This is a genomic window from Streptomyces sp. NBC_00440 (assembly GCF_036014215.1).
Taxonomy (GTDB): domain Bacteria; phylum Actinomycetota; class Actinomycetes; order Streptomycetales; family Streptomycetaceae; genus Streptomyces.
Genome location: NZ_CP107921.1, coordinates 8,171,017 through 8,190,388 on the forward strand (window position 1 = coordinate 8,171,017; position 19,372 = coordinate 8,190,388).

The 19,372-nt window shown below is 68.7% G+C and carries 13 protein-coding genes and 2 pseudogenes; 8 read left to right on the top strand and 7 right to left on the bottom strand.

What is annotated here, in order from left to right; genetic code table 11:
• Positions 1–81: 81 nt before the first annotated feature.
• Positions 82–1,638 carry a sodium:solute symporter gene (locus tag OHB13_RS36225; RefSeq protein WP_328380018.1) on the bottom strand — a complete coding sequence of 519 codons (1,557 nt, stop codon included), beginning with the start codon at positions 1,636–1,638 and terminating at the stop codon, positions 82–84.
• A gap of 274 nt (positions 1,639–1,912) precedes the next feature.
• On the opposite strand from OHB13_RS36225, the gene OHB13_RS36230 reads away from it, so the two are divergent.
• Complete coding sequence (locus OHB13_RS36230) at positions 1,913–2,053, top strand: hypothetical protein (protein ID WP_328380019.1); 141 nt, start codon at positions 1,913–1,915, stop codon at positions 2,051–2,053.
• Between the two features lie 299 nt (positions 2,054–2,352).
• Entirely contained in the window at positions 2,353–2,610 is a 258-nt protein-coding gene (locus OHB13_RS36235; RefSeq protein WP_328380020.1) for a hypothetical protein, read from the top strand.
• 127 nt (positions 2,611–2,737) lie between these two features.
• Here the strand turns inward: OHB13_RS36235 and OHB13_RS36240 are convergent, their stop codons facing one another.
• From OHB13_RS36240 to OHB13_RS36255, 4 genes are all read right to left on the bottom strand, one after another.
• On the bottom strand, positions 2,738–5,791 hold the full coding sequence (locus OHB13_RS36240) for an alpha-mannosidase (protein ID WP_328380021.1): 3,054 nt from the start codon (positions 5,789–5,791) through the stop codon (positions 2,738–2,740).
• Positions 5,792–5,866: 75 nt separating this feature from the next.
• Positions 5,867–6,883, bottom strand: coding sequence for a LacI family DNA-binding transcriptional regulator (locus tag OHB13_RS36245; protein WP_266862216.1), 1,017 nt, complete (start codon positions 6,881–6,883; stop codon positions 5,867–5,869).
• 55 nt (positions 6,884–6,938) lie between these two features.
• Positions 6,939–7,865, bottom strand: a complete 927-nt coding sequence (locus OHB13_RS36250) for an ROK family protein (RefSeq protein ID WP_328380022.1) — start codon at positions 7,863–7,865, stop codon at positions 6,939–6,941.
• Positions 7,862–9,574 carry a class I mannose-6-phosphate isomerase gene (locus OHB13_RS36255; RefSeq protein ID WP_328380023.1) on the bottom strand — a complete coding sequence of 571 codons (1,713 nt, stop codon included), beginning with the start codon at positions 9,572–9,574 and terminating at the stop codon, positions 7,862–7,864. Before OHB13_RS36255 ends, OHB13_RS36250 begins: the two co-directional genes overlap by 4 nt.
• A gap of 275 nt (positions 9,575–9,849) precedes the next feature.
• Between OHB13_RS36255 and OHB13_RS36260 the strand changes: the two genes are divergently transcribed.
• The 6 genes and pseudogenes from OHB13_RS36260 to OHB13_RS36285 all read left to right on the top strand — a co-directional run.
• Positions 9,850–11,163 carry an ABC transporter substrate-binding protein gene (locus tag OHB13_RS36260; RefSeq protein ID WP_328380024.1) on the top strand — a complete coding sequence of 438 codons (1,314 nt, stop codon included), beginning with the start codon at positions 9,850–9,852 and terminating at the stop codon, positions 11,161–11,163.
• Positions 11,160–12,107 (top strand): carbohydrate ABC transporter permease, encoded by a 948-nt coding sequence (locus OHB13_RS36265; RefSeq protein WP_401606534.1) that lies wholly within the window; start codon positions 11,160–11,162, stop codon positions 12,105–12,107. The genes OHB13_RS36260 and OHB13_RS36265 overlap by 4 nt, the downstream gene beginning before the upstream one ends.
• 2 nt (positions 12,108–12,109) lie before the next feature.
• A complete protein-coding gene (locus tag OHB13_RS36270) occupies positions 12,110–12,940 on the top strand; it encodes a carbohydrate ABC transporter permease (RefSeq protein ID WP_266862225.1) in 831 nt (276 codons plus the stop codon).
• Positions 12,941–13,024: 84 nt separating this feature from the next.
• Positions 13,025–14,203 (top strand): glycoside hydrolase family 76 protein, encoded by a 1,179-nt coding sequence (locus OHB13_RS36275; RefSeq protein WP_328380025.1) that lies wholly within the window; start codon positions 13,025–13,027, stop codon positions 14,201–14,203.
• A 93-nt stretch (positions 14,204–14,296) separates the two neighbouring features.
• Positions 14,297–17,389 carry an alpha-mannosidase gene (locus OHB13_RS36280; RefSeq protein WP_328380026.1) on the top strand — a complete coding sequence of 1,031 codons (3,093 nt, stop codon included), beginning with the start codon at positions 14,297–14,299 and terminating at the stop codon, positions 17,387–17,389.
• A 168-nt stretch (positions 17,390–17,557) separates the two neighbouring features.
• Positions 17,558–17,766: pseudogene (locus tag OHB13_RS36285) on the top strand (telomere-protecting terminal protein Tpg); the annotation flags it as partial.
• 77 nt (positions 17,767–17,843) lie between these two features.
• Here OHB13_RS36285 and OHB13_RS36290 read toward each other — a convergent pair.
• Together OHB13_RS36290 and OHB13_RS36295 are read right to left on the bottom strand one after the other, a co-directional pair.
• Complete coding sequence (locus tag OHB13_RS36290) at positions 17,844–18,173, bottom strand: deoxyxylulose-5-phosphate synthase (RefSeq protein WP_328380027.1); 330 nt, start codon at positions 18,171–18,173, stop codon at positions 17,844–17,846.
• A 643-nt stretch (positions 18,174–18,816) separates the two neighbouring features.
• Positions 18,817–19,284: pseudogene (locus OHB13_RS36295) on the bottom strand (helix-turn-helix domain-containing protein).
• Positions 19,285–19,372: the final 88 nt, after the last annotated feature.

A 19,372-nucleotide genomic window follows, 5' to 3' on the forward strand; every position in this document is an offset into this window, starting at 1 on the left:
GCCACTCGGGCGGGATGAGCTGCAGTTGGGGCATGGTTGTTCCAAGGGGCTGTTGGACGCGTAGGGCAGGTAGGTGCTCCGTCATTCCCTGGCCGCGGGGGCCTCGACGCGGTCGGTACGGGGCTCTGGAGCGTCCGCGCCGGTCTCGGGGGAGCGGTGGAACAGGCTCATGACAGCGCCGACGGCCAGCGTGACCACCACGCCCGCCGGCACCAGCCATTGGGCGGCGAGTGCTGTCGGGACGGTGGCTCCGGCCACGGTGACGTCGATCTTCACACCGCGCACGAGGTACGTCATCACGCCGATCGTCACCAGGAATGCCACGACGGAGTCGGTCTCGTTAGCCCGCCGGACAATCCGGCCGAGCAGGAACGCACCGAGCAGCGCGCCGTAGGTGTAGCCGGCGATCGTCAGGCCGGTGAGGTAGACGTTGCCCGTGCTGGTGCTGAAGGCGCAGGCGAAGACCGCCATCAGCGCCGCCCATACCAGTGTCATCACCCGGGCGAGCTTGAGCAGGAACTCCTCGGAGGGAGTGCTGCGGAAGAAGCTGTGGATGATGTCGGCGACTGTTGAGTTCGACATGGAGTTCAGCGCCGCGGACAGCGAGCCCATGGCTGCGCCGATGATGCCGGCCACGAGCAGACCGGAGATCACCACGGGCAGTCCGTGCAGGATGAAGCTCGGGTAGAGGTTGTCGGAGCTGCTCAGGCCGAGCTCCTGGAAGCTCTTGCCCTTGTTGTAGGACCACAGCAGAGCGCCGACGAGAGAGAAGGCGGCGAACTGGACGGTGACGAAGACACCGGAGGCGATCATGGCTTTCTGGCCGTCGCGCAGCGAGCGGGTAGCCAGGATGCGTTGAACGATCAGTTGGTCGGAGCCGTGGCTGGCCATCGCGAAGATGGCGCCGCCGATGATCGCGGTCGGCAGGGCGAACGGGCTCGTGAGGATGTGTGCCAGGTCGAAGTTGGTGTCAATGAGCTTGAAGTGGCCCGTGTGCAGGGCGCGTGAGAAGCCGTCGCCCCCGACGTGTGCGGACAGCACGGCGATGGCGAGGATGGCGCCGCCCAGGTACAGGCCCATCTGGATGGTGTCGGTCCAGATGACCGCCTTGATGCCGCCGAGGTAGGTGTAGACGACGGTGATCACCGTGAGCACGATGATGATGGTGCGGAAGCCCGTGTGCATACCGAGTTCGTCGAGCAGCAGTTTGATCGGGATCGCGGAGGCGAAGAGCCGGACGCCCTCGGCGAGGAGCCGGGTGAAGACGAAGGTCACCGAGGCGAGGCCCTGCAGTTTCAGTCCGAAGCGGCTTCCCAGGTACTGGTAGGCGCTGACGAAGCCGCCCCGTTTGTACAGGGGGATCAGCACCGTGGCCACGACAACCCGGCCGATCACGTAGCCGAGGGCCAGTTCGACGTTGCCGAAGCCCTGTCCGCTGTACGCGCCGCCGGGCACGCTGATGACGGTGAGCACGCTGGTCTCGGTGGCCACCACGGAGAACGAAACGGTCCACCACGGCATATGGCTGTCGCCGACGAAGTAGTCCTTCGCCGTTCTCTGCCGACCTGCCAGGCGCAGTCCGATCACGGAGATCGCCACCAGGTAGATGACGATCACCACGAGGTCGAGTTGGCGCACACTCACTCCTAGGTGGGGGCCGGCTATGTCACCGGCAGGCTGGGGTCGGTGGGGAGGCTGTCGTTACGCAGTGCGCGGATGGATGGGGGTTCGCGGGGGCGTCGAGGTCCGGCGCCGGCAGGCGAGCGCCGCCCAGCGGATCCCGGTGCAGCGAGTGTCGGAAGACAGGGCTCCGTGTGTCAATGAATAACTGAAGGAATTTCGGTACGTAAATCTTTGACGCACCATCGAGGGGTGGCTGACCGGCCATCCCGCCGCTCAGGAGGAACGGTCCATGGCCCGCCAGGAACCACAGTGCACATCGGCCCGATCGGGAGAGGACACCTCATCGGCCGACACCCTGGCCCGCATCCGCGCGACGCTGCTGCCCCTGGCGCCTTCGGAACGGCGCGTGGCCGAGGCTGTCCCCGGCTGATCCCGCGCAGGCCTCGGAGCTGTCCATCGGCGTGCTCGGCGAGCGGGCCGACACCTCGGTGACGACGGTCATGCACTTCTGCCGGACCATGGGGATCAGCAGCTACACCCAGCTACACCCAGCTGCGCCTCGCGCCGGCGGTAGCCGCCGCCCGTGAGCGCGCCCGACTGCGTGTCCGGCGGTGTCGCCCAGTGCTCCTTCGATACTCCGCCGTGCCCCAAGCGGCAAAACCCCTCGGTCACCCGGCAACTGACGCCTCACCACGCCAAGCGGAACGGCGAGACCAAGAGCCGGTCCGCGTGAGGTCCATCGTCCAGTTCGTCTCCCAGGTCTGCCCGCCGTCCGCCGAGAACCGCTGGGTCCAGCGGGCGGAGTCCTGGGTGATGTCCGACCGGATGAAGTGCCCCCAGGACTACATCGCCGAACAGACCCCGGTGATCTTCACGCCCAACTTCCCGATCCGTCTCTTCGAGGTGTCGAAGAAGCTCGGCGGCTTCGAGCCGGTCAATCCATTCGGGATGATCAGCCCGGAGAACTGGTACTACATCCAGGACTGAGAGCGCCGGCACGGGAGCCGCGTCGCGGGGCGCGGCTCCCGTGCATGGCCCGCCTGAGTCTCGCCGTGCAGCCGCCCGCGAACAGGGCTCGGGGGGCCGTACCCACCTCCCTCTTCTTCTCCAGCGGTCAGTCCGCCGGGGTCAGACGGATCGTCAGGATCTGGAAGGGCCGCAGTGACAGGGCCACCTCGGTGTCCGCACAGGCCAGGGTGGGTTCGTCATCGAGAGGACGCTCCAGCAGGTCCGTGATCCGCGCCGCGGCGAGGGGGAAGCCTGCCGAGAGCGTGGTTCGCGCCCGCCCGCCCGCCGACTCGTAGAGACGGACGACCACATCCCCCGAGCGGTCGTCGGCGAGCTTGACCGCCTCGATGACGACATTCCCACCGTCGACCCGCAGGAGCGGGTCGACGGCCGACCGGCCGGGCACGGCACGCTCGGGCAGATTGAAGTGGTAGCCCTCACGGACCGCGTCCTGAAGATCCGCGCCGAGTACGAGTGCGTACCGCAGGCGGTGCTCGCCCCGGTCGGAGTCCGGGTCGGGGAAGAGCGGGGCGCGCAGCAGGGAGATCCGCGCCGTGGTGGTGGTTCCGCCGTCGGGGCGCACGTCCCGCGTGACGTCGTGGCCGTAACTGGAATCGTTGACCAAGGCCGCGCCCCAACCAGGTTCCGCGAGGTGCAGATAGCGGTGGGCGCAGATCTCGAACCGTGCGCTGTCCCAGCTGGTGTTGGTGTGCGTGGGCCGCCGTACATGGCCGAAGGGGATCTCGGCGCTGGACTCCGCCGCCCGGATGTCGAGCGGGAAGGCCACCTTCAGGATCTTCTCGCACTCGCGCCAGTCGATGACGGTGTCGACGTCGAGACGGCGGCTGCCCTCGATGAGGGTGAACACCTGGGTGATCCGGGAGGCATTGACGCTCCGTACGACCCGGATTCCGTCGGCTGTCGCGGCGACCTCGTCCGCCTCGGTCAGATCGCGGACGGTGTTGCGGTAGAACTCGTCGATGTCCCACGCGTCCCACTGGTTGGGGAAGTCCTGGTGGAGCTGGAGCAGATTGCCGACCGCACCCGGAGCGAGCGCCTCACGTCCGGCCGTCAGATCGCGGGCGGAGGTGACCAGACCGCGGGCGTCGACGGCGATCCGTACGAGCCCGTTGTCCAGGACGAGACCACCGTCCGTCCCGGCCTGTGGGGCGACGGGGCTGGCAGGACGCCGGCGCGGTGCCCCGCCGAGTGCAGGGACGCCGTCACGGGCATGTGGCGCGGCGTTGAAGACGATCTCGCCCGCACCTTCGTCCTGACCGTCCGCGAGGGCGCGCTGAGCCGTGTCGATGACCACGCCGAGTTCCCTGGCGACCTCTGCGTACGTCTCCTCGGCCTCGCGGTGCACCCAGGCGATGGATGAGCCGGGCAGGATGTCGTGGAACTGATGGAGCAGCACCGTCTTCCACACCCGGTCCAGCAGTTCGTACGGGTAGGGCTCTCCGGTGCGCTGTGCTGCCGTCGCCGACCACAACTCGGCTTCGCGCAGCAGGTGTTCACTTCGCCGGTTGCCCTGCTTGGTGGCGAGCTGGCTGGTGAGCGTGCCGCGGTGCAGCTCCAGGTAGAGCTCGCCGACCCAGACGGGCGCGTCGGCGTACTCCGCCTCGGCCTTGGCGAAGAACTCGGACGGGCCCTCCATCTCCAGGCGGGCCGAGCCCTCCAGATTCTCCAGACGCTGCGCCCGGGCCAGCATCTCGCGGGTGGGGCCGCCGCCACCGTCCCCGTAACCGAAGGGCACGAGAGACCGGTTGGCGGCTCCCTTGTCGCGGAAGTTCCGTTCGGTGTGAGCGATGTCGGCGCCGGAGAGGTCGCCGTTGTAGGAGTCGACGGGCGGGAAGTGGCTGAAGATCCGGGTGCCGTCGATGCCCTCCCACCAGAAGGTGTGGTGCGGGAAGGCGTTGGTGGTGTTCCAGGAGATCTTCTGGGTGAGGAACCACTTGATGCCGGCGAGCTTCATCAGCTGGGGCAGGGCCGCGTTGTAGCCGAAGGTGTCCGGCAGCCACATGTCCTCGGTCTCGACCCCGAACTCATCGAGGTAGAAACGCTTCCCGTGGACGAACTGCCGGACCAGGGACTCCCCGCCGGAGAGATTGGTGTCGGGTTCGATCCACAGGCTGCCGGTCGGCAGGAACTGGCCGCTCTTCACCTTCTCCCGCACGCGGGCGAATACCTCGGGCCGCTGCTCCTTCAGCCAGGCGAGTTGCTGTGCCTGTGACATCACGAAACGGAAACCCGGATGGTCGTCCATCAGCGCGGTGACATTGGAAACGGTGCGTGCGGCCTTGCGCACGGTTTCCCGTACGGGCCACAGCCAGGCGGTGTCGATGTGCGCGTGGCCGACCGCGGAGATGCGGTGGGCCCCGGCATGCGCGGGCGAAGCGAGCGCGGGGGCGAGGACCTCACGCGCCGCGGCGGCCGTACCACTGATGTCCTGGAGATCGACGGCGTCCAGGGCCCGGTCCACCGCGTGCACCAATTGCCAGCGCCTCGTGGAGTCCTCGGCCAGCTGGTGCATCAGGCCCGAGAGGACGTCCAGGTCCTGTACGAGTTCCCAGACGGGGGCGTCGAAGACGGCGAGGTCCATCCGGTTCAGCCGGTACAGCGGCTCGCCGGGCGCCTCGCCGCCGCGCAGCCAGGGGGCGAGCCCTCCGGACCTGGTGGGGACGAAGGGGTCGCCTTCGCCGCCGGAGTCGAAGATCACCGGATTGGCCGCGGCCTCGATGAAGTACGTGAACTCCTCTCCGCCGACGGCCCGTTCGGCGATCGCGAGCCAGGTGTTACGGGGGTTCAGCGCCTTCACCGGGGTGCCGTCCGCGCGGTGGACGAGACCCTCCGCGGAGAAGCCGGGCTGGGTTGTGCCGAAGCCGAGGTCGAGGACGGCCTCGACACGCTGCCCCGCCCATTCGGCGGGGACGGTGCCGCTGATCCGGAACCAGCTGGTGGACCAGGCAGGGCCCCACAGCGCGCCGGTGCGGACCGGCTCGTACTGAGCATGGAGCCCTTCGGACACGGGTACGGGTTCGCCGGTGACGTTCCATATCGCCACGTCGAGGGGGGCACTGCGGTCGTGAACGGCGGGCCGCAACCGCTGGTTGAGCACACGGTCGAGTCGGCGTTCGGTGACGGTGCGGTCGTGGTGCATGGATGCTCCGTGAGGAATGCCGGGGGCGGAAGAGGGCAAGCCGGTGCCGCGGAAGAGAGCGGCACGAGGCTCGGGTCAGTGCGTCCCGTAGCGGATGACGTGGGTGGGGACGACAGTTCTGCGCGCGGGGATCGGCTCCGCGGACGAGTGGTTGATCCGGTCGATGAGCATCTGGCCGGCCCGGCGGCCGATCTCATCGGCGTCGTACGACACGATCGTCAGGGGCAGCCCGAGGACGTCCGCCAGGTCGAAGTCGTCAAAGCCGGCCAGGGCCACCGAGGTACCGAGGGCGCGCACCGCGCGGATGGCCCCCTGGGTGAGACGGTTGTTGGTGCAGAAGAGTGCGGTCGGGGCGTCAGGTGCCTGCAGGAGGGAACGTGCGGCGCTTTCGGCGGTGGCCATGTCGGTCAGTCCGCGCCGCACATGGTTCTCGTCCGGTTCTATCCCGGCCGCTTCGTGGGCGGCCCAGTATCCACGGAACCGCTCGGCGCCGGTGTAGAGCGCGGGCGGGTTGCCGAGGAATCCGATCCGGCGGTGGCCGTCGGTGATGAGTTGCCCGGTGGCCTGTTCGGCTCCTCCGAAGTCGTCGACCAGGACACAGTCGGCATCCATACCGGCCGGGGGGCGGGAGGCCAGGACGATGGGCATGCCCCGCAGGGCTGCGGGTGCCAGGTGGCGGTGACTGCTGCCCGCGGGTACGACGATCACGCCGTCGACCTGACGGGACGCCAGGTCCTCCACGAGTCCCCTTTCGCGGTCGGCCTGTTCGGCTGTGTTGCTGAGAAGAACTCGCAGCCCGTGCTCGGACGCCACCTCCTGCACACCGAGCGCCAGGCGGGAGTAGAACGGGTTGGCGAGGTTGGTGACGACCAGTCCGATCATCCCGCTGCCACCCAGACGAAGGCTGCGTGCCGTCTCGTTGCGCCGGTAGCCCAGTGCCTCGACTGCGGCCAGGACACGTTCCCGGGTGGTGCCGCTGACCCGGGCGTCGTCCTTGAGTACCCGGGAGACGGTCATGGCGCTCACTCCCGCGCGGGCGGCGACATCGCGCATCGTCGGCGCACCGGCGTCGCTCGCTCGGTGCTGCGCCATGGGCTTGCCTCCTGCGGAGTCGTCGTACGGCCGGGGGATCAAGGACGCCGTCATTCTAGGTCCCTGCGTACGTGGCACCGCTTGACCCGTGCGGGGCCCAGTGGGCGGCGCCGATCAGCGGGGCGTCAGCGGGACGCAGGGCGGTGGCGAGCGGTGGCGCCGTCCCGGGTGTGGCCGCCTGGAGACCTGCTCGGATGGCAGGTCCGACGAGGTCCCAGGAGCCGGTCATCGACCCGCCGACGACCACCAGACTTGCTCCGAACCGCTCGCACCACGGCGCCAGGGCCCGGCCCAGGGCGCCGAAGCAGTGACGGATCGTCCGCTGCGCGTACGGATCGCTGTCGCGAGCCAGTACGGCGATGTCGTGCACGTCCGGTGCACGGCCCTCGTGCGCCCCTCCTGCGAGGTCCGTGTAGTACCTGCGGATCGCCCTGCGGGAGACGACCTCCTCCAGGGGGAGCCCGCCGACGGTGAGCCGGTGTGCCCTCCCCTCCGGCGGGACGTCGGGGCCCCCGCCGACCGGCTGTCCGCCCTCCAGGAACGAGGAGCCGACCCCGGTGCCGAGCGTGATGCACACGGCCCTTTCGTGGCCGGCCGCCGCGCCGGCCCGGTACTCGCCCACAGCGAAGGCGTCGGCATCGTTGATGAAACTGATGCAGCGCGGGCGCCCCGGGAGCCGTCTCAGGAGTTCGGCGCGCACGTCCACACCGTGCAGTGACTCGAACTTGCCGATGCCCCGGAAGCGGCCGACTCCGGCGGCGTAGTCGAAGGGGCCAGGTATGGCCACACCCCAGTGGGCCCCTTCGCGCACATCGGCACGGTCCGCGGCGCCGGCGATCGCGTCAAGCAGTTCCCCGGCCGCGGCATCGGCGGCGACCGGATGCCGTACGACCGTGCGAGGGACGGGCAGCCCGGCGTCGGTGTCGATGACGGCCGCCGTCACATGCGTACCCCCGATCTCCAGGACCGGAATGTGGCTCATACCTGCGTCACCAGCGACTTCACGACGTGCACCGGGCGATCGCCCACCGCCTGGAGCCGGTAGGCGCCGACGGCGGCGGGCACCGTGAGGGTCTCCGCGAACGCCAGGTCGTGGCGGCGGCCGTCCGCGGTCTCCACCACGACGCCGTCACCGGCCGACACGTTGAGGATGTGGAAGCGTCCCGCGGTGTCGTCCTCGGCCGCCGCCGGTCCCTCGATCACGAAACGGTGCACGGCATAGAACATCTCCGGCAGCGCGCCAATGACCTCCTCGCGCCAGCCTCGCCCCTCCCGGAGGGTGCGCGGCTGCTGCACCAGGTCCTTGGCCACGTCGTCCCCACGCCGCGCGGTGTCGAGATTGGTGAACGCGTGCTCGTGGGAGAGGGGCCTGGGAGCGCCGGAGATCCCCTTGCGCAACCAGTCGTAGAAGCGCAGAGAGTAGAGGTACGGGGTGGCGCTGATCTCAAGGACGAGATTGCCCTCGCCTGACGCGTGCGGGGTCCCGGCCGGGATCATGAAGAGCTGACCGGGTTCCGCCGGGTGCTTCTGCACATGGTTCTCCACGCGCAGCGGAACACCGTCCGTGGCCGCCGCTTCGACCTCCTTGCGCATGACCTCCACATCGGTACTGTCCCGCAGCCCGAGGTAGACCTGCGCACCGGGTTCGCCGGCGGTCACGTAGTACGTCTCGTGCTGGGTGTAGGGCCAGCCGAACGTCTCCCGCATGTACTGCTCCTGCGGGTGGAGATGCAGAGAGAGATTGCCGCCGCCCACGGTGTCGAGGTAGTCGAAGCGGATGGGGAAGGACGTGCCGAAGCGGCGGTGGACCTCGGGGCCGAGGAATTCCCGGGGGTGGAGCTCGCAGAGGAGCTGGAAGGGGAGCTCGACCTGAGCGGCCTCGTCCTGCCCGACCAGGACGCCGGCTTCGGGGGCGATGAGTTCGTAGCCGAGAGCGGTATTGCCGTTCTGCGGTACGAAACCGAGTTCGCGCACGCCCCACTGGCCGCCCCACGGCGTGGAGTTGAAGTAGGGCCTGGTGCGCACAGGCCCGGTGGCGAGCTCGGCGAAGGTGGCCCGTACCGCGGCGCCGTCCAGCGACGCGGGGTCCTGCTCGTTCTGCAGGTCGATCCAGCGGTCGATCCGGTGGGCGAGGGCGTCGCGGTGACGGTCGCAGACCGGCCAGTCGGTGTAGAAGAGGCTTCGCAGCTCCCCGGGCACGTCCGGGCGCCCAAGATTGGCGCCGAGGGGCAGCTCTCCCCGGGTGATGGCCTGTTCGGCATACCGTTTGGGCAGATCGGCCCACCACAGCAGGTCGGGTCCGCAGAGGGCCGCGCCAGGCCCGAAGACGAGCAGCACGCCGTCGAGCGGACGCTCCTGGGCGGGGGGCGTCTCGAAGAGGTCGCCCATGGAGAACCCGGCGAGCGGCAGGAAGAACGGGTCGGCGTCCGGGCCGGGCACGCAGAGCCGCTCGACGGCCGTCGCGGACCAGAGCCGGCGAATGTCGAGCACGGCGACCTCGGCGCCCCGGGACCGCAGGGCAGCGGCGAGGCCGTCGGCGGCCGCCGACCAGTCCAGGGCGGCGGGCCCGTCGAGTGCGAGCACGGTGGGGGCGGTGGGCACGTTCGCGACCGCTGCAGCCCAGCCGGTGACGACGGTGCCACCGTTGGGGGAGTATCGCGGGTCGCGTTCATAAGGGCGGGGCTGGTGCACAGGTGCTCCTGAAAGACGTAGTCCGGCAACCGGCTGAATGGTATCGATAACATTCGAGGTGGACAAGATGAGCGTTCGAGTCTTGCTGGCTTTCCGCTGACAGGAAGCACTTCGATGTGAATTTCAAGAGCTCCCCTTGTTTCGGTCTCATGGTGTCGTTAACATCCAGGCAACCCGGAGCACGGACACGAGTGGTGCGCTCCGGAGCGATCTCCCACACCGCACCCCGGAACCAGGGACTCCCTGCCGGGGCCCGGAGGGAAGGGAAGGAACCCATGAGATCAACCGGCGAGGCGACACAGCCGGCTCACCTGCTCCGACGCCGAACCGTGCTGGCCGGTGTCGGAGCCGGCGCCGCGGCCGTACTGGCAAGCGGCTGCGCACGGGGCGACAGCACGGCCTCCATGCCGGGCACCACGTCCCTGGCCAACGACAACGCCACCTGGGACCAGGGATACGTCACAGCAGGCCGCGAGCTGAAGAAGCTCACCGGCTACGCACTTCGCCCCCTGTCCAACCCGAACCCCACCGCCTACACGCAGGTCACCCAGATCTCTCTGCAGACGACCAAGGCGACGGACCTGATCAAGTGGCAGTCGGGCTACAACCTGAAGCAGCTCGCCCGCACGGGCAGCCTCAGCGACCTGACACAGATGTGGGACGCGTACGAGCGGAAAGGCTGGGTGACGAAGACCCTCCGTGACGCGATGTCCTACCGCGGTGCCGTGTACGGGATCCCGCTGTACGAGTCGTACTACGTGCTGTTCTACAACACCGCGGTCTTCGACAAGCACGGACTCCGGGCCCCGGACACCTGGGAGGAGTTGCTGCACAACGCCGAAGTCCTCAAGAAGTCGGGCATCACGCCGTTCGTCGCCACGCAGAACGGCAACTGGCCCGCGTACGAGTGGTTCGAGGAACTCCTGAGCAAGGTCGACCCGCAGTTCTACGCCGATCTGATCGCGGGCCGGGCCAACTACACCGATCCGCAGGCGAAGAAGGCCCTGCAGATCTGGCAGGACTTCATGAAGAAGGGCTGGATGACGCCGGCCGACTTCGACCAGAACAACGGCCCGGCCGCGCTCAAGACCGGCAAGGTCGGCATGTTCCTGCACGGCTCGTGGCAGTCCCAGGGTCTGGCCGCCGCCGGAATGAAGCCCGGCGAAGGCTTCGACGCCTTCGTCCTGCCTCCCGTGGACGCCTCCACCAAGAGGTCCGTCATCACCGAGGCCGGCGTCCTCGCCGTACCGGAGAAGGCCGTGTCGCACGACGCCGCCATGGCCAACGCCGCGCACTGGCTGGACCCGTCGGTCCAGCGAGTATGGACCGACTTCCTCCAGGACGGCTCGGCCAACCCGAAGGCGGTCATCAGCAACCCGGTACTCGCCCGCCTCAAAGAACAGGCCCGGCGCGAGCACTGGACCGAGCTTCCCCGGTACGGACAGTCCGGGCCGCCCAACCTCATTCAGGGAAACACCGACGACCTGGGAGCCTTCATGACGCAGGCCATGTCCCCGGAGGCCTTGCTGCGCAGCATGGCGAGCCGGGCGTCCAAGGAGTGGGCCGCCTGGAACAAGGACGAGTCATGACATCGGCACTCGACCGGCGGCCCCCGGCGCCGGGCCCTCCCGCCCCCGGCCCGCCACCCGCCGCGCCGACTCGCAGGCCTCACCGCAGACTCAGGGACACGCTCGTGGGGGCAGGGTTCCTGGCACCCGCCGTGCTGCTCGTCTCCGCACTGCTCCTGGCCCCGTTCGCGGCGACCCTCTACCGGGGGTTCTTCAGTGACGGCCGCGTCTCGGGCTTCACCTGGTTCACCAACTACGGGCTGTTCTTCACCGACCCGGTGCTCGCCAAGTCGATCGAGAACACCCTGATGTGGGTGGTCGGCACGGTCGCCCTTCCACTGGCCCTCGGCCTGGGGATCGCGATCATGACCGACGGCGCCCGGTGGTCGCGGGTGGCGCGGCTGCTGGTGGTCCTTCCCTACGCGATCTCCGGCTCCGCCGTCGCGGTCGTGTGGAACTTCATCCTCACCAGCGACGGCGCCGCCAACCAGGCGCTCAAGGCGCTCGGTCTGGGCTCCTTCGCCCAGGGCTGGCTGCTCGAATGGCCGGGCAACACCCTGGTGATGATCGTGGCCAACACCTGGCAGTCGACCGGTGTGGCCGTGATCCTCTTTCTGGTCGGCCTGCAGACCATCCCGCCGGAGACCCTGGAGGCGGCGTCCCTGGACGGCGCCACCGGCTGGAGCAAATTCTGGTACGTCATCCTGCCCCAGCTGAGGACGGTCTCCGTGATCGTCGTCGGCAGCAGCCTCGTCAACGGTCTGAAGTCGTTCGACCTGATCTGGGTCCTCACCCAGGGCGGTCCCGGCCGCAACTCCGAGACGCTCGCGGTCTCGATGTACCAGGAGACGTTCCTCGCGCTGCGTCCCGGCGCCGGCGCGGCCGTCGCGGTCGTCCTCACCGTCATCGTGCTGCTGGCCTCCTGGCTCTATCTGCGGCGCCAACTGACCCCGAAAGGCGCCTGACCATGCCCATCCGCCGTATCTCCGCGGGCACCGTCCTGCGCAACACGACCCTGGTGGTCGTCTCCCTGCTCTGGGCCGTGCCGACCTGGCTGCTCGTGGTCAACGCGCTCGTGCCGGCCGCCCAGTACGGCGGCAGCCCGCACTGGTGGCCGCACGGGGGCTTCGGGCTCTTCGACAACATGTCCCAGGCGTGGACCCGGGCCCGGCTGGGACCCGCCATGGGCAACAGCCTGCTGTACGCGGTGACCAGCGCGGCCGCTGCGATCCTCGTGGCCACCACCGCAGCCTTCGCGACGGTCATCATGCCGGTGAAACGCAAGACCCTGTGGTTCTGGCTGATCTACTCGGGCACGCTGCTGCCGCTCCAGGTCTTCCTGCGGCCCCTCTTCCTGGCCTATGCGAACACCGGTCTCTACGACGCCCAGCTCGGGCTGTTCCTGGTGTACGTCGCGGTGGCGATCCCGTTCGCGTACTTCATCATGCGCAACTTCGCCCGGACCCTTCCCGGTGAGGTGATCGAGGCGGCACGGCTGGACGGCGCGTCCTGGTGGCGGATCTTCTGGCAGATCCACGTACCGCTGTCGAAGTCGGCGATGGTCGCCGCCTTCGTATTCCAGTTCGTGGCCGTCTGGAACGACCTTCTCTTCGGCATCACCCTCTCCACCAGCCGCAACATCCGACCCGTGATGGCCGCGCTCGCCGAACTCCAGGGCAACTACTCCAACGTCGGCCCTCCGGTCGTCCTCGGTGGCGCCCTCCTCGTCTCGCTGCCCACCGTCGTTCTGTTCTTCTCCGCCCAGCGCTTCTTCGTCAGCAGCCTCAAGCTCAGCTGACGCCGACGCGAGGACGTGCCACCACCAGTACTCCTTCTCGCGAGTCACCACGCCATGAGCCGATCCCCCGAAAGGCACACTCCGGTGAAGATCTCTGCCCGCGCCGCTCTCACCCTCGCCGTCGTCCCACTGCTCTCCGCCGCACTGTGCACCGCGCCGGCCTTCGCCAACGCGGGGCCGGCCGCGAACCCGTGGACCGGCCGCGCCGAAGACGCGTACGACGCACTCCAGAAGAACCTCTACCAGGGAGCGGACCATCACGGGCTCTACCAGGAGGAGACCCCGCGGCAGAGCACCGACAACGCCCACTCCTACCTGTGGCCCCTGCGCGAAGCCACGGCGGCCACCGTGGACATGGCGGGTCTCCCCAAGTCCGGAACGTCCTACACGGCGGACGCAACCGAACGCTTCCGCACTCTTGAGCTCTACTTCGACCCCCGCGACGGACGCCCCGGTTACGACTCCTACCTCCCCGCACCCCTCGGCCAGGGCGGGGACGTCTTCTACGACGACAACTCGGTGGTCGGACTATCCCTCCTGGACCAGTACCGCGCCACCGGGGACGCCACATACCTCGGCCGGGCGGAGCAGAGCTTCGACATCGTCAGCCGTGGCTGGGACGACGACCCGGCCAAGGCCTGTCCCGGAGGCATGGACTGGGTCGACTCCACCAGCAACACCATGCGCGCCGCCAACGTCACCGGGCTCGCCGCCGAACTGGCCGCGCGGCTCTACCAGGCGACATCCGGTGACCGCTATCTGGCGAGCGCGAAGAAGTGGTACGAGTGGAACTGGTCCTGTCTGCGCCAGGCTCCGGGGCTCTACCACAACAGCCGTGGCGACGACGGGACCGTCAACACCACGCTCTGGACGTACAACTCCGGAGCCATGGTCGGCACTGCCACCACGCTCTACCGGGCCACCGGCGACCGCTCCTACCTCAAGCGAGCTGTCGAGGACGCCGACGCCTCGCTCGCGTACTGGAAGCAGGGGGACCGGCTGCATGACCAGCCCGCGATCTTCAACGCCATCTACTTCGACAACCTGCGGATCCTGAACGCCGTACGGCCCGACCCGGCCTACCGCCAGGTGGAGAGCGCCTACGCGGAGCAGACCTGGAAGGAGAACCGGGACCCCTCGACCGGGCTCTTCCGGTTCCAGCCCTCGGGCGGCGGCGACTACGACGCCACCGCGCCCGCCGAAACCCTCGAACAGTCCGCGATGGTCCAGATCTTCGCCGGCCTCGCCACCCATCGCTCCTGACCTCTTCACCTCCTGCCGTCCGCACACCCGCACGTCACCACCGACCGCTGTACGCACCAGACCGGCACCACGCCAGAGCGGAGAACCCTCTCCATGCCCCGCCCAGACCTGTCCCGCCCCTCCTGGTGGGACTCCGACATAGCCCGCGACATCCTGCGCGATCGCGGTGTCAGCTCCACCGGAGTCCTCGGCGGACACCCCGTCAGGCTTTCCTGCGAGCCGCTGCTGCGCCACGACGGTGACGGCGGTCTGCTCCAGTCCGTACGGGTACGGACCGACCGCCCCGTCACCGTCGCCCGCGTCACCACCGTGTCCGGAAGCACCCTGCGCTGCGACCTGGTCCCCGGGCCCGACGGCACCACCCGACTGCTGGTCCCCGAGGTGGAGTCCCCGGTCCGGATCCTCATCGAACTGCCCGAGCTGGCCGAGGGCGAGAGCGTCGAAGTACAACTCACTCCGCAGCGTCACTGGACCCTGCATCTGGTCCAGCACGCCCATCTCGACATCGGCTACACCGACCCGCAGGGCACGGTCCTCGCCGAGGGACGCAAATACCTCGACTCGCTCCTGGAGCTGTGCCGTACAACGGACGACTGGCCCCAGGAGTCCAGGTTCCGCTGGGCCGTCGAAGGGTTCTTCAGCTACGAGAACTGGTCGGCCAACCGTCCGGCGGAACAGGTCGCGGAGTTCCTGGAGCGGGTCCGCGAGGGCCGCATAGAGCTCGCCGCGATGCCGTTCAACCTGCACACCGAGACATGCTCCACCGATGAACTCCACGAACTGCTCCGCCCGGTACGGGAGCTGCGTGACCAGCACGGCATCGACATCACCACGGCGATGCAGACGGATGTCCCCGGGCAGGTAGTGGGGCTGCCCGACGTCCTCGCCGACAGTGGCATCCGCTATCTCTCGGTCGCCCACAACTGGGCCGGACGCGCCGTGCCGCACCACGTCGGCGGCGGGCAACTGCCCCGGCTGTTCCGCTGGAAGGCACCCAGCGGGCGCAGCGTGCTGGTGTGGCGCACCGACACCCCGCACGGGCTCGCGTACATGGAGGGCTCGATCCTCGGCTTCGACGAGTCCTTCGCCCGCGTCGACGACCTCCTGCCGAACTACCTCTCGGCGCTGGCCACCCACCAGTACCCGCACGAAGGGCGCGGCATCCCCGGGTTCCCCGTACTGGACGAGGAGTTCAAGGGCGACCCCTATCCCTGGGACATCCTGCATCTGCGCGTGCTGGGCAAGTTCGCGGACAACGGTCCGCCGCGCCGCATCATCGCCGACACCGTGCGCCGGTGGAACGAAGAGTGGGCCTTCCCCGTCCTGCGCACCTCACGCAACGAGGACTTCTTCCTCGACGCCGAGGCGCGCCTCGGCGACCGCTTGGAGACCTTCGAGGGCGATTGGAGCGACTGGTGGGTGGACGGCGTCGGGGCGGGCGCCGTCCCGCTGGCTGCCACCCGCGACGGTCAGGCGGCACTGGCCGACGCCCAAACGGTGGCCGGGTACGCGGAGATCCTCGGCGCCCACGGCGGCGCGGAGATCACCGCGTCCGCGCCCGCGGTCTACCGGGCCGCTTCGTTGTTCAACGAGCACACCTGGGGAGGCGGCGACCCGTGGACGCACGGCGATCACGGCCATGCCTCCGGCGAGCGGCAGTGGCACTGGAAGTACGCCCAGGCACTGCGGGCCCACGACGACGCGAGGACTCTCCTCGACGGCGCAGGCGCCGCGCTCGGCACCCGGCTCTCGCCCCGCGAGGGCACTCTCGCCGGCTACTACGTCACCAACACCTGCAGCTGGCAGCGCTCCGAGGCGGTCCGGCTGTTCCTTCCGGAGAGCACAGTCCCGCTGGAGGACTGCGTCCGCCTGCTCGACACGCGAGACGGCTCACCGCTGGAGCACACCGAGGAGGCCCAGACCAACGAACTGCACCGGGCCGCAGGCCGCTTCCTTCTCTTCCGGCTCGGGGACGTGCCCGCGCACGGTGCGGTGCGGGTGGACGTCGTACCCGCCGATACGGCTCCTCCGGCCGCAGCGGACGCCGGAGACTCCACCGTCCTGGAGAACGAGTTCCTGCGGGTGCGCGTTGATCTGCGCTCGGCCTGGATCGGATCAGTCACCGACAAACGGACGGGCCGGGAACTGGTCCGCCAGGACGCGACGGTCGGCCTGAACGGCTATGTGTACGACGAGTACGCCACGGCCGGCGGCTTCAACCACCAGTCGAGCAAGACCACGGCCACGGACTCCATGCATCTGCTCGCGTCGCGCACCACGGCCCCGCCTGCTGCGCTGGTGGACCGCTTCTCCGACGCGACCGGTCAGACACTCGTCTACGAGTGCGCACCGGCCGGCACCGAGCGCCTGCGTGTCCGGGTCCATCTTCCGCGCGGTGAGGCCCGCATCGATCTGGAGAACCGGATCGCCAAGAGCGCGACCCTGACCAAGGAAAGCGCGTTCTTCGCATTCCCCTTCGCCATGGAAGCCCCTGTCGTCCGGATGGAGGCCACCGGGGGCATGACGGGCACCGGCCTTCCGACAGTGCCGGGATCGGCGCGGCACATGCGCGCGGTGCGGCGCTGGGTCAGCTTCCAGGAGGGGCCGACGGTCGCCGCCGTGGCCACCCAGGACGCCCCGCTGGTGCAGATCGGCGGAATCGCGATTCCCTACGTTCCCTACCCGCAGTCACTCGCTCAGGAGGAGCCCGGCACTCTCTTCTCCTGGGTGCACAACAACATCTGGGACACCAACTTCCCTTCGGAGCAGGCCTTCGACCATGTCTTCCGGTACAGCGTGGGCGTGGCATCCTCCACCGACTGCGCGGGCCCCGAACTGGGCATGCGAACGGCGTCCGCCGGCAGCCGCCCCCTGCTGGCGGTGCGCGCGAAGGGCGAGGCGATCGAGGAGCCGAGGACCTCGTACGGACTGCTGGCCGTCAGCGATCCACGGATCAGGATCGTGGGTCTCACCGTGCCCGCTCAGGGGCGAGTGCTGGCCAGACTCCAGTCGTACGCGCAGGAGCCGGTCACCTGCCGGATCACGCCGGGATTCCCGGTGGCGGAGGCAGTAGCCGCCGACTATCTGGGAGCCACGGGTGCGCGACTGGAGCCTGATCCCGACGGCTCTGTGCCGGTCGTGGTGCCGACCCTGGGGACCACAGCTGTACTGCTGAGGCTCCTCTGAGGGACAGCCAGTGGTCAGGCTGTGTCCCCTGGTGGTTTCCGGGTTTGTCGGCCGGGGCGGTGGATGTGTGGGGTCTTGGCGATCGCTTCTGGTGGGTGGTCATGTCGCTGAGCGGGGTTGGGCGGCTTTCGCGCGGCAGTATCCGGATCACCGAAAGAAAGGTGACTGGACCGTATCCGGCATCTCACCGTCGCCCTCCCGCCCCAGCACGCGGCTCGCCTCTTCGACGCCCAGCAGCGGGGCGAAGGCGATGACCGGCTGCGCGAACTCACCGCCGAAGCACTCAAGGAGGTGTACTTCCAGACGGCGGCCGCCGCGCAGGCTCCCTGGATGAAGTACAGATCAACGACGTGCTGGACCTTGAGTTCGAGCTGTAGAGGCCGCCCCCGAACAACCTGCGGGCCCCGGATGTGAATGAGCGCTTCATCTGCCGGCTGAACGTTCGGGGCCACGGTCAGGGCACGTTGCGTCGTCCGAGCGCCTCGGCGACTGGTTCGCCACTGCGCCGGGCATGTGTCATCCGCTCGCGTATCTCCCGGAGAGTCCGGGGCCGGTAGCCAGGTCCGCCACAACAGCTCTTGTGGAAGCCCACGCCAGCGTTCAGCAGCACGGTGAGAGTCCGCCATGCTGCGAGGTCCCGCCGCCGGGGCGGGGCGAACGCCGATCCTGCATGAATCATCGGTGCCGCACAGCGTGGACAGGTCCGCTGCCTCGTACGGTCGTAGGGCTGCTTGTACGAGACCCGGCATGAGAGGCAGACGTACGAGGTCTTCGCATGGGCCATGTGCTCAGCCTAGAGATGACACCGTGTGCTGGCCAGTGGCTCTTCCGTACCGGAGAGGTGAGCGGTGCGGGCCGGCCCGTTTGCCCGGACGGCCGGCCTCCAGCTCGTGGAGCTCCGCGCCGAGCGATGACCAAACTGCCGCCCGGACGCCGCCGGCATCGAAACAAACGGCCAGCCGATCTGGCTGCGGCCGACAACCGGCCAGACTTCACCGCCGCTACCAGATCCGTACGAACGCTCCAGCTTCTGACGCAGCGCGCCCACCTCACCCGTTGAGCCGGAATAAGAGAAAGGCCTCCGAGACCGGGGGCCTTCGTACACTTCGCTGACCGGCCAGCTCAACGACCAGCCCGTGGCGGTGCTACGCCCAGTTCTGCTGGTGCGGCGAGCTGTCCGGGGTCCAGCCGGTCCGTCTCGATTTGGTGTTGAGGCGCATCCAGTGAGCCTCCGCCAACTTGAAATCACAGGTCAAAGGGCTGGCGTGACCGGCTCTCGGGGTGCTCACGCTGGTCCTGGGTGACTGTCTGCGCAGTAGGTCATCTGTCAGTGATTGGCTTGGAGGTCTGTCAGGAAGAGCTGGGCGTCTCGGAGGCAGTCGACGGGCGCCGCAGCGCCCATGGCGCCGACAGCCGAGCGGCATGGATCAGCCCAGTGATGCCGTTGCCGCACGCAGGTCTTCCAGGGCTGCCAGTGCATGTGGCGCGAGCCCTTCTGTGTCATCACGATCACTTTCAGACCACTGGGCGTATCCCCGCTTGAACGCGAGGACTCACAGCTCGCCCGCGAGGTGCACGGTCGGGTCGGGGACGCCACGGGCGATGAGCGCGGCTGTCATGGCGGCCGCGAGACCGACGCTCTTGAGGGCGTCGCGCTCTTGTAGTTCGGTGCTGGCTGCCACGGCTGCTTTGAGGCGGGGGCCGAGTTCGCGGTTCGCTGGTCCCATGGCGCTCGATGCGGGCTTGTCGGAGAAGTGCCGGAAGAAGGTGCTCTTGGTGACTCCGGCGCGCTCGGCGATCTGCGTCACCGTGGTGGCGTCGTACCCCTGCTCGGTGAACAGGTCGACGGCCGCAACGACGAGTCGCTGGGTCGCCCCCGGTTGCCATCTAGCCATGCGACCAGGATAGGTGATGGGACACCTGTCCCGTCACCGTGTAGGGTCAGTGATGGGACAACAGTCCCATCACTTTCAGGGAGAGCTC